The following is a 10,489-nucleotide window of genomic DNA, read 5'->3' as shown; positions in this document are numbered from 1 at the left end:
TCCGACGGACACAAGGTGTAGTGTCTAGACCGCTGGAGGGCCACAAGTGCCGACGATCTCTCGGGGAAGCGGGATCGGACGGATAAGTGGGCTTCCGGGTAACGCACAGCAGTCAGTCGTCAGGCCGCCCACGGCCGTCGGAAAAAGGGGCATTCATGAACATCACCGTCTACACCAAGCCTGCCTGCGTCCAGTGCACCGCCACCTACCGCGCCCTCGACAAGGCCGGCATCGAGTACGACGTCGTCGACATCAGTGAGAACCCCGAGGCCCGCGACTACGTCATGGCGCTGGGATACCTCCAGGCGCCCGTCGTCGTCGCCGGCGACGACCACTGGTCGGGCTTCCGCCCCGATCGCATCAAGGCGCTCACCGTCGCGGCCTGAGCCCGGGCCGCGTTCGCGGCGGCCCGATCGTCGTCGTCTCCGGGCGGACGTGTTCTTCCGTGTCCGCCCGGGCCGGTCTTCGCAATCGAATGAAGAGTGGTGACTACCGATGGCTTCGCTGGGGTCGATCCCGGGAACATCGCTGGTGTACTTCTCGAGTACATCCGAGAACACCCACCGATTCGTGCAGAAACTCGGGATTCCGGCCAGCCGGATCCCGCTGCACGATCGTGAGGGAAATTTCGAGGTCCACGATCCGTACGTGTTGATCGTGCCGACCTACGGTGGCGGGACGACCGCCACGGGTCGCGACACCCGGTACGTTCCCAGACAGGTCATCCGATTCCTCAACAACGAGCACAATCGGAGTCTGATCCGCGGTGTCATCGCGGCGGGTAACACCAACTTCGGCGACTCGTACTGTTTCGCGGGAGACATCGTCTCGCGCAAGTGCAAGGTGCCGTATCTGTACCGGTTCGAGTTGATGGGCACGACGGACGACGTCGAGCGTGTCCGCGACGGTCTCGCCCGATTCTGGGAGTCCGTTCTCCAGAACGCCTGAGCCACATCCGTATCCGTATTCGACGCGCGTCGCGGACGTGACTGCGCGGCCGTTTCCTAACTCCGACAAGTGGGGACAGCACTGTGACCATTACCGATCCCGCTCCCGCCACGAGCGCACACCTCGACGATTCGATCAAGGATCTCGACTACCACGCGCTCAACGCGATGTTGAATCTGTACGGCCCCAACGGCGAGATCCAGTTCGACAAGGATGTGGCCGCCGCCCGTCAGTACTTCCTGCAGCACGTCAACCAGAACACGGTCTTCTTCCACAACCTCGACGAGAAGCTCGACTACCTCGTCGAGGAGAACTACTACGAGCCCGAGGTGCTCGAGAAGTATTCGCGTGCATTCGTCAAATCGCTGTTCGAGCACGCATATTCGAAGAAGTTCCGGTTCCCGACCTTCCTCGGTGCGTTCAAGTACTACACCTCGTACACGCTCAAGACGTTCGACGGCAAGCGCTACCTCGAGCGTTTCGAGGACCGTGTGTGCATGGTCGCGCTGACGCTCGCCGACGGCGACGAGATCCTCGCCCGGCACCTCGTCGACGAGATCATCTCGGGTCGTTTCCAGCCGGCCACCCCGACCTTCCTCAACTCGGGCAAGAAGCAGCGCGGCGAGCCCGTCTCGTGCTTTCCCGCCGGTACGCTCATCGACACGATCGACGGGCAGCGGGCTATCGAGACCCTGCAGGCGGGGGATCTGGTCCTGTCGCACGACGGGGCGTACCACGCGGTCGAGGAGCTGATCGAGAACCCGAATGATCAAGCCTTGGTGTCGATTTCGCACTTCGGACACAAAGAGCCGATTCGGTGCACTCCGGAGCATCCTATCCTGGTGTGGACCGAGCGTGATGTCGAGACCTTGATCGACGGCGATGGAGCGGATCCCTTCAACGGTTTCGTATGGCTCGCTGCCCAGGACGTGCGCCCGACCGACTTCATTGTCACCGCGGCGCCGTTGGGTGAGCGCGACAAGCGCGTTTTCGACCTCATGGACCATGTTGGTAATGGACTGTACGAAGAGGTCGATGGTCTGATTCGTAAGGTGAACGTTGATGCCAAGCATCGGAACAAGCAGCGTCACAGTCAGCGCTTCGTCGGTGTCAACCGATACGTCGAGGAATCGTACGAGTTCGGACTGATTCTCGGCTGGTATGTTGCCGAGGGCTACGTATCCAAGCGTGCGGGTGTCGATGGTGTGCAACCCAATGGTGTTCACTTCACTCTCGGTGCACACGAGGTCGAGTACCAGGCAGATCTGGCGGCGGCGTTCAAGCAAGTATTCGGCGTCGAACTCTCTCAGTCCGCCAACCAGTCGGACCACTCGACCAAGATGGGTTGCAACAGCAAGGTGGTGGCGTCATTGCTGCTGTCGCTTGCCGGGACCGGTTACAGTACGAAACGCCTGACACGCGATGTCATGACTGCCGATGAAGAGTTTCAGCGCGGTCTGCTTGCGGGCTTGTTCAGGGGCGACGGCTGCAGCACCAATGGCGGCATGATCCTCGATCTCGTCAATCCGGAACTGGTGGATCAGGTGCAGTTGATCCTGCGCCGCCTGGGCATCGTGTCGGTCGTTCGCCAGTACATCAACCAGGCGGGCAATGTGACGGGCCATGTGTTCGTCCCCGGGGTGCCCGGTACCAACGAAGACTTCATCTTCGACGTCGGCAAGAACCTGCACAACTATGTCGGGCGGAAGGGCGCCAAGCGCACGACCTATCAGGTGGCGCACGGGCGTCATGTCTACGGAATCCGTGAGATCGCGAAGACCGACGAGACGCCGAGCAAGGTGTACAACCTGCACGTCGAGGGCACACATACCTATACGATTCGCGGCGCTGTGGTGCACAATTGCTTCCTGCTCCGCATCGAGGACAACATGGAGTCGATCGGCCGCTCCATCAACTCCGCACTGCAGCTGTCCAAGCGCGGTGGCGGTGTCGCCTTGCTGCTCAGCAACATTCGTGAGCACGGCGCTCCGATCAAGAAGATCGAGAACCAGTCCTCCGGCGTCATCCCGATCATGAAGCTGCTCGAGGACTCCTTCTCCTACGCCAACCAGCTCGGTGCCCGTCAGGGTGCCGGTGCGGTCTACCTGCACGCGCACCACCCCGACATCTACCGCTTCCTCGACACCAAGCGTGAGAACGCCGACGAGAAGATCCGCATCAAGACCCTCTCGCTGGGTGTCGTCATCCCCGACATCACGTTCGAGCTGGCGAAGAAGAACGAGGACATGTACCTGTTCTCGCCGTACGACGTCGAGCGCGTCTACGGCAAGCCCTTCGCCGACATCGACGTCACCGAGAAGTACTACGAGATGGTCGACGACAAGCGCATCCGCAAGTCGAAGATCAAGGCGCGCGAGTTCTTCCAGACCGTCGCCGAGCTGCAGTTCGAGTCGGGCTACCCGTATGTCATGTTCGAGGACACGGTGAACCGGGCCAACCCGATCGCCGGCAAGATCACGCACTCGAACCTGTGCTCGGAGATCCTGCAGGTCTCGACCCCCTCGGAGTTCAACGACGACCTGTCCTACAGCCATGTGGGCAAGGACATCTCGTGCAACCTCGGTTCACTGAACATCGCGAAGACGATGGATTCGCCCGACTTCGCGCAGACCATCGAGGTCGCCATCCGCGGCCTGACGGCCGTCTCCGACCAGACGACGATCTCGTCGGTGCCGTCGATCGAGCGGGGCAACAACGAATCCCACGCCATCGGCCTCGGCCAGATGAACCTGCACGGCTTCCTCGCCCGCGAGCACATCTTCTACGGGTCCGAAGAAGGCGTCGACTTCACGAACATCTACTTCTACACGGTGCTGTTCCACGCCCTCCGTGCGTCGAACAAGATCGCGATCGAGCGCGGCTCGTACTTCAAGGGCTTCCCGGAGTCGAAGTACGCCTCGGGTGAGTTCTTCGACAAGTACACCGATCAGGTGTGGGAGCCGGCGACCGAGCGGGTCCGTCAGCTGTTCGCCGAGTCGAACATCACGATCCCCACGCAGCAGGACTGGCGCGAGCTGAAGGAGTCCGTGCAGAAGCACGGCATCTACAACCAGAACCTGCAGGCGGTTCCGCCCACCGGTTCGATCTCGTACATCAACCACTCGACGAGCTCGATCCACCCGGTCGCGTCGAAGATCGAGATCCGCAAGGAGGGCAAGATCGGGCGTGTCTACTACCCGGCGCCCTACATGACGAACGAGAATCTCGAGTACTTCCAGGACGCGTACGAGATCGGCTACGAGAAGATCATCGACACCTACGCTGCTGCGACGCAGCACGTCGACCAGGGCCTGTCGCTGACGCTGTTCTTCAAGGACACCGTCACCACCCGCGACGTGAACAAGGCGCAGATCTACGCGTGGCGCAAGGGAATCAAGACCCTGTACTACATCCGCCTGCGGCAGATGGCGCTCGAGGGCACCGAGGTGGAGGGTTGCGTCTCCTGCATGTTGTGACCCTGCTCCACGACAGTCCTTGCACCAGCACACAATTCAGGTAGGTAACCGATGACTGCAGCAGCACACTCGCCGGCCGACGGCGTGCGCGTCAAACTGATCGATCGCGTCTCCGCGATCAACTGGAACCGCGTTCCCGACGACAAGGACGCCGAGGTCTGGGATCGTCTCACCGGCAACTTCTGGCTCCCGGAGAAGGTGCCCGTCTCCAACGACATCCAGTCGTGGGGCACGCTCACCGAGTACGAGCAGGAACTGACGATGCGGGTCTTCACGGGCCTGACGCTGCTCGACACCATCCAGGGCACGGTCGGCGCGGTCTCGCTCATCCCGGATGCGGTCACCCCGCACGAGGAAGCGGTGCTGACGAACATCGCGTTCATGGAGTCGGTGCACGCGAAGAGCTACTCGCAGATCTTCTCGACGCTGTGCTCGAGCCGCCAGATCGACGACGCCTTCCGCTGGTCGGAGGAGAACGAGCACCTGCAGCGCAAGGCGCAGATCATCCTCGACTACTACAAGGGCGACGACCCGCTCAAGCGCAAGGCCGCCTCGACGCTGCTCGAGTCGTTCCTGTTCTACTCGGGCTTCTACCTGCCGATGTACTGGTCGTCGCGGGCCAAGCTCACCAACACCGCCGACATGATCCGCCTGATCATCCGCGACGAGGCCGTCCACGGCTACTACATCGGCTACAAGTACCAGCGCGGACTCGAGACGATCACGCAGGCCGAGCGCGACGAGCTCAAGGACTGGGTCTTCGAACTGCTCTTCGAGCTGTACGACAACGAGACCCACTACACGGCCGACCTCTACGACCAGGTCGGGCTCACCGAGGACGTCAAGAAGTTCCTGCGCTACAACGCGAACAAGGCGCTGATGAACCTCGGTTACGAGGCGCTGTTCCCGAAGGACGAGACGGACGTCAACCCGGCCATCCTGTCGGCGCTGTCGCCGAACGCCGACGAGAACCACGACTTCTTCTCGGGCTCCGGCAGCTCCTACGTGATCGGCAAGGCCGTCGTCACCGAAGACGAGGACTGGGACTTCTGACGTAGACGTTCTCCGTCACCGGCCCGAACGCATCGATCCCGCACACCGGCGCAGCAGCGCCCGTGTGCGGGATCGCGTGCTTTTCGCGGCCCGGCCCGTCACCGATAGCATCGCTCCTCGTGACCGAGACAAGAGAAGCGTCGGGCTCGCCTCGGCCGGTGACAACCGAACGCGCGCCGTCGGGCGGGCGAGCACTCGAGCAGCGGACCCGTCTGTGGGCGGTGCTCGCCGCCGTCGTGGGGATCGTCGCATCCATCGCGATGCCGTTCCTGCCCGTGACGCAGACCACTGCGACCATCGACTGGCCGCAGAACGAGAGCAACGCCGGCATCTCGGCGCCGCTGGTGTCCTACGCACCGGTCGACCTCGACGCCACGATCGAGTGCCGGTCCGTGCGCGACGCGCTGCCGGACGGCGGCACCGTCTTCTCCACACTTCCCGCAGGAGCCCCCGACCGCGAGCGCTACGGGCTGATCGCCCGTGTGCAGGCGGCCGGTGACGACGGGCCGGCGACGTTCGAGGTGATCTCCCGCAACACACTGCTCGCCTCCGCGCCGGTGGACGACCTGGCCGGGGACTGCTCGGTCACCCTGTCCTCGAATCCGGAACGTACCGTCGCCACGATCACCGGCTCGGCCGCGGCGTCGGGGGAGCGGACCTTCGACCGCGACCTGCGGCCCCAGCTCGTCGGCATCTTCACCGACCTGCCCGGTCCTGCACTCGACGGCGTCTCGGTCACCGCGACCGTCGACACCCGCTTCACGACGTCGCCGACGGTGCTGAAGATCGTCGCGATGATCGTCGCGGTGGTGGCCACGGCACTGGCGTTGTGGACACTGGCCCGGCTCGACCGCGCCGACGGTCGTCGCCACCGCCGCCTGTTGCCGACGTCATGGTGGTCGTTCACCCGCATCGATGCGCTGGTCGTCGGAACGCTGCTCGTCTGGCACGTCATCGGGGCGAACACCGCCGACGACGGTTACCAGCTCGGAATGGCTCGCGCCGCGGGCGAGGCCGGGTACATGGCGAACTACTTCCGGTGGTTCGGTGTGCCCGAAGCACCCTTCGGCACGCCCTTCTACGACGTGCTCGCCCTGATGACCCAGGTCTCGACGGCGAGCATCTGGATGCGGCTACCGGCACTGACCGCCGGAATCCTGTGCTGGTGGGTGCTCAGCCGCGAGGTCGCTCCACGTCTCGGCGTCGCACTGCGTCGCAACCGGCTTCCGCTGTGGACCGGGGCGCTGGTGTTCCTGGCGTTCTGGCTGCCGCTCAACAACGGACTGCGCCCGGAACCGATCGTCGCGACGGGCGTCGTGCTCACCTGGTGCTCGGTCGAACGCGCGATCGCCACCCGGCGTCTGCTGCCCGCGGCGGCCGCGATCCTCGTCGCCGCGCTCACCGTCACCGCGGGACCGTCGGGCATCATCTGTTTCGCTGCGCTGATCGCCGGTGCCCGTCCGATCGCCCGCATCCTCCATCGACGGGCGCAGACCCTGGGATGGCTGCCGGTCCTCGCGCCGATGCTCGCGGCCGGGCTGGTGATCCTGGTGCCGGTCTTCGCCGACCAGACCCTCGCGGCGGTGCTGGAGATGCAGCACGTGCACGGCGTCGGTCCGAACGTGCCGTGGTTCCAGGAGTATCTGCGCTACCAGTACCTGCTGCAGATCACCGTGGACGGCTCGCTGGCCCGCAGGTTCGCGGTCTTCACCCTGGTGCTGTGCCTGGCGGTGGCGATCGTGGCGATGCTGCGCCGCGGTGGGCACATCCCCGGCACCGCACAGGGACCGTCCCGCCGCATCGTCGGCATCACCCTCGGCGCGCTGGTGCTGATGATGTTCGCGCCCACCAAGTGGACGCACCACTTCGGTATCTACGCCGGTCTGGCCGCCGCGGTGGCGATGCTCGCCGCCGTGGCCACCGGCCCCGCGGTGCTGCGGTCGCGACGCAACCGCGCCCTGTTCGCCGCGGCGGTGTCGTTCGTGGTGACCATGTCGTTCATCGGCCCCAACGGCTGGTGGTACGTCTCGAGCTACGGGGTCCCGTGGTGGGACAAGCCGCCGTCGGTCGCCGGATTCGGCTTCTCCACCGTCTTCTTCGCCGTGACGGTCGTCGCCTTGCTGCTCGCCGCGTGGTGGCACATCCACCCCGTCGCGTCCACCCGCACCGACACCCCGTCCCGGTTGTGGGCGGTGCCGCCGTTGACCCTCGCCGCCGCAGCGATGGTGCTGTTCGAGGTGCTGTCACTGGCCAAGGGCGCGATCTCGCAGTACCCGGGTTATTCGGTGGCACGGTCGAACGTGGACACGCTCACCGGCAACTCGTGTGCACTCGCGAACGACGTGCTGCTCGAAACGGACCCGAACGCCTCGGTGCTCACCCCCATCGGCGCCGACACGGCCACCGCTCTCGATGCCGGGGGAGGGGACGGGTTCACGCCGGGTGGTGTCGCGCTCGATCTGACCCCGGACGACGACTCGGCGTCGGCCGGCACCGCCAACACCGTCGACACGAACGACGACCAGACCTCGACCGGCGGTACCGGTGGCACTGGCGGCGGTACCGGCAGAGCCGGAATCAACGGCAGCACCGTCGCATTGCCGTTCGGGCTCGATCCGGCGACCACACCGGTGCTGGGCAGCCACGGATCGTCCCTCGGCGACGTCACGAGCGCCTGGTTCCGGCTGCCCGAGCCCGACGCGACCGGATCGCGTGGGGATCTCGTCACCATCGCCGCGGCCGGCCGGATCTTCTCCGTCGACGCCGACGGCACCGAAACCTACGGTCAGCGACTCGAACTCGAATACGGAACCACCGCGGCCGACGGCAGCGTCACCGCGCTGGGACGGGCGCTGCCGATCGACATCGGTCCGTCGCCCTCGTGGAGGAATCTGCGTGTCCCGATGGACACACTGCCGGGCGAGGTCGACGCGGTGCGGATCGTCGCCTCCGACAACGATCTCGCGCCCGAACAGTGGCTGGCGTTCACCCCGCCGCGCGTGCCGCAGACGCAGACCCTGCAGCAGGTCGTGGGGAGCGACACGCCGGTCCTGCTGGACTGGGCGGTCGGTCTCAACTTCCCGTGCCAGCGACAGATGCTGCACCGCAACGGGATTGCAGAGGTCCCCGAGTACCGGATCCTGCCGGACCGGATCGGTGCCATCTCCACGGATCTGTGGCAGGACCACAACGGTGGCGGTCCTCTCGGCTGGACCGACCAGTTGCTGCGGGCCCGCACGATCCCGTCGTATCTCGACCACGACTGGGACCGCGACTGGGGAGCGATCGAGCAGTACACACCGATCGATCCGTCGACGGGGACCGCGGAACTCGACACCGCCACGGTCACGCGCAGCGGTCTGTGGAGCCCGGCTCCGATCAACACCGCCTACTGACGGAACCAGGCCTCCGCACGACCGGCGAGGGCCTTCCCGAGCCGCAGACGCGACGTCTCGGTGAGCGGCTCGGGAAGGTCGTCCGGCGCGAACCACGCCACCTCGAGGTTCTCGTCGTCGGCGACGCGTGCGTCCCCGCCGGTCGCGCGGAGCAGGAAGCACACGTCGAGGTACTGCGCGACGTCGCCGTTGGGATAGGTGATAGGTGCGGTGACGTCGACGCTCGTGAGCCGCACGATCTCGGCGGTGACACCCGTCTCCTCGAGCACCTCCCGGACTGCGGCGACGGCCGGTTCCTCTCCGGGTTCGAGGATTCCGGACACCACGGCCCACATGCCGTTGTCGGCGCGGCGGGTGAGCAGGACTCGGTCGTCGTCGTCCGTGACGATCGCGCTCACCCCCGGCAGCCACAGGGGAGCGGTTCCTACGTGTGAGCGGAGCTGGACGACGAAATCGGGTATCGGCACGCCCTCGTTTCTATACCGGCAGGCGTGCTGCCGCCGGTCGAGCCGGCGATCAGTTCGAATATCCGTTGAGGGTGTACGTCAGGTCGGTGAGGATCGCCCGCGCGGCGACCGGTCCGGGGGTCGACCACACGTCGTCGGTCACGGAGAACAGACGGTTGTCGCGCACCGCCCCGAGGTCGAGCCACTCGTCGGTCTGCATGTAGTCCTTGCCGGCCTCGAGCCCGTCCTCACCGGCGAAACGGACGAAGATCACATCTCCGTCCGCCGGGGCCGGGTCCTCCGTGTCGACGGCCTGCCACGGCTGTCCGTCGACCACCGCGAACCGCTGGGCCGGAGGCCGGGCAGCGCCGACGTCGCCGAGCACCTGTCCCGCGAACGACGCGGTGCCCTCCACGGTCGGGCCGTCGGCCGTGAACCGGACGATCGACGCCTGCGTCTGGGACGACACGAGCTCGCGGCCCAGATCGCGCGCGGCCGTCGCGTAGTCGTCGAGCACGCGACGTGCGGCCTCCGTGCGCCCGAGCGCCTCACCGACCCGGACGAACTGTTCCCTCCAGAAGACCGGATCGGACCCGACCAGCACGGTGGGTGCGATGCCGCTGAGGGAGGCATAGACGTCCGGGGCGGTGGAGGAGCCGAGGATCACATCCGGCTGTGCGCGCTCGATTGCCGCGACGTCCGGGTTGCCCGCGGCGCCCACGGGCGGGAGTTCGCCGATCCCGTAGCCGAGATATTCCGGCCGGCCGGTGACCTCGGCGCTCGCTCCCACGACGCGCTCCCACAGCCCCAGGGCGCACACCGCGTCGAGCGCCGCGGGGTCGAGGACGACGATCCGCTGCGGGTCGGCGGGCACCTCCGACCGGCCTGCGGTGTGCAGGACCGGTCGGGTGCCGGTGGTGGGCCGGCCCGGATCGAGCGGGGAGGGGAGTGCGCACGCGGTCGACGTGTCCCGGTCGATGCCCACGACCGACGCACCGGCGATGCGGGTCGTGGTGCGCACGATCTCCGATGCGTCGTCGTCGGGAGGTGTGGAGCATCCGGCCAGGGCTGTCGTCACCGCAGCGACGGCTGCGACGAGCACTGCTCGTGACCGGTGCACGGAAAACACGTCGGACCAACTCCTGTAGGACGCTGCTCGGATCGGACGGCT

The 10,489-nt window shown here is 65.9% G+C and carries 6 protein-coding genes and 3 pseudogenes; 7 read left to right on the top strand and 2 right to left on the bottom strand.

Annotated elements, in window-relative coordinates; genetic code table 11:
- Nucleotides 1–155: 155 nt before the first annotated feature.
- The 7 genes and pseudogenes from AC0LPE_RS15720 (at nt 156) to AC0LPE_RS15690 (ending at nt 8,872) form a co-directional block, all read left to right on the top strand.
- Nucleotides 156–386 (top strand): redoxin NrdH, encoded by a 231-nt coding sequence (locus AC0LPE_RS15720; protein ID WP_006550390.1) that lies wholly within the window; start codon nt 156–158, stop codon nt 384–386.
- Between the two features lie 109 nt (nt 387–495).
- Nucleotides 496–948 carry a class Ib ribonucleoside-diphosphate reductase assembly flavoprotein NrdI gene (gene nrdI / locus AC0LPE_RS15715; protein ID WP_016693152.1) on the top strand — a complete coding sequence of 151 codons (453 nt, stop codon included), beginning with the start codon at nt 496–498 and terminating at the stop codon, nt 946–948.
- An 83-nt stretch (nt 949–1,031) separates the two neighbouring features.
- A pseudogene (locus AC0LPE_RS15710) lies at nt 1,032–1,589 on the top strand (ribonucleotide reductase N-terminal alpha domain-containing protein); the annotation flags it as partial.
- Nucleotides 1,590–1,595: 6 nt separating this feature from the next.
- A pseudogene (locus AC0LPE_RS15705) lies at nt 1,596–2,783 on the top strand (LAGLIDADG family homing endonuclease); the annotation flags it as partial.
- Between the two features lie 24 nt (nt 2,784–2,807).
- A pseudogene (gene nrdE / locus AC0LPE_RS15700) lies at nt 2,808–4,424 on the top strand (class 1b ribonucleoside-diphosphate reductase subunit alpha); the annotation flags it as partial.
- Nucleotides 4,425–4,475: 51 nt separating this feature from the next.
- Nucleotides 4,476–5,477, top strand: coding sequence for a class 1b ribonucleoside-diphosphate reductase subunit beta (gene nrdF, locus AC0LPE_RS15695; RefSeq protein ID WP_026061338.1), 1,002 nt, complete (start codon nt 4,476–4,478; stop codon nt 5,475–5,477).
- 158 nt (nt 5,478–5,635) lie between these two features.
- On the top strand, nt 5,636–8,872 hold the full coding sequence (locus AC0LPE_RS15690) for an arabinosyltransferase domain-containing protein (RefSeq protein ID WP_490604795.1): 3,237 nt from the start codon (nt 5,636–5,638) through the stop codon (nt 8,870–8,872).
- Here AC0LPE_RS15690 and AC0LPE_RS15685 read toward each other — a convergent pair.
- Both AC0LPE_RS15685 and AC0LPE_RS15680 read right to left on the bottom strand, forming a co-directional pair.
- Nucleotides 8,866–9,339: an NUDIX hydrolase gene (locus AC0LPE_RS15685; RefSeq protein WP_016693148.1), complete on the bottom strand. Its 474-nt coding sequence runs from the start codon at nt 9,337–9,339 to the stop codon at nt 8,866–8,868. The two genes, AC0LPE_RS15690 and AC0LPE_RS15685, sit on opposite strands and share 7 nt — an antisense overlap.
- A gap of 49 nt (nt 9,340–9,388) precedes the next feature.
- Nucleotides 9,389–10,447 carry an iron-siderophore ABC transporter substrate-binding protein gene (locus tag AC0LPE_RS15680; protein WP_490604794.1) on the bottom strand — a complete coding sequence of 353 codons (1,059 nt, stop codon included), beginning with the start codon at nt 10,445–10,447 and terminating at the stop codon, nt 9,389–9,391.
- Between the last annotated feature and the right edge of the window lie 42 nt (nt 10,448–10,489).

The organism is Rhodococcus sp. S3, assembly GCF_058211795.1.
Note: the sequence above shows the minus strand (reverse complement) of the source record. Positions and strands in the feature narration are given on the sequence as shown.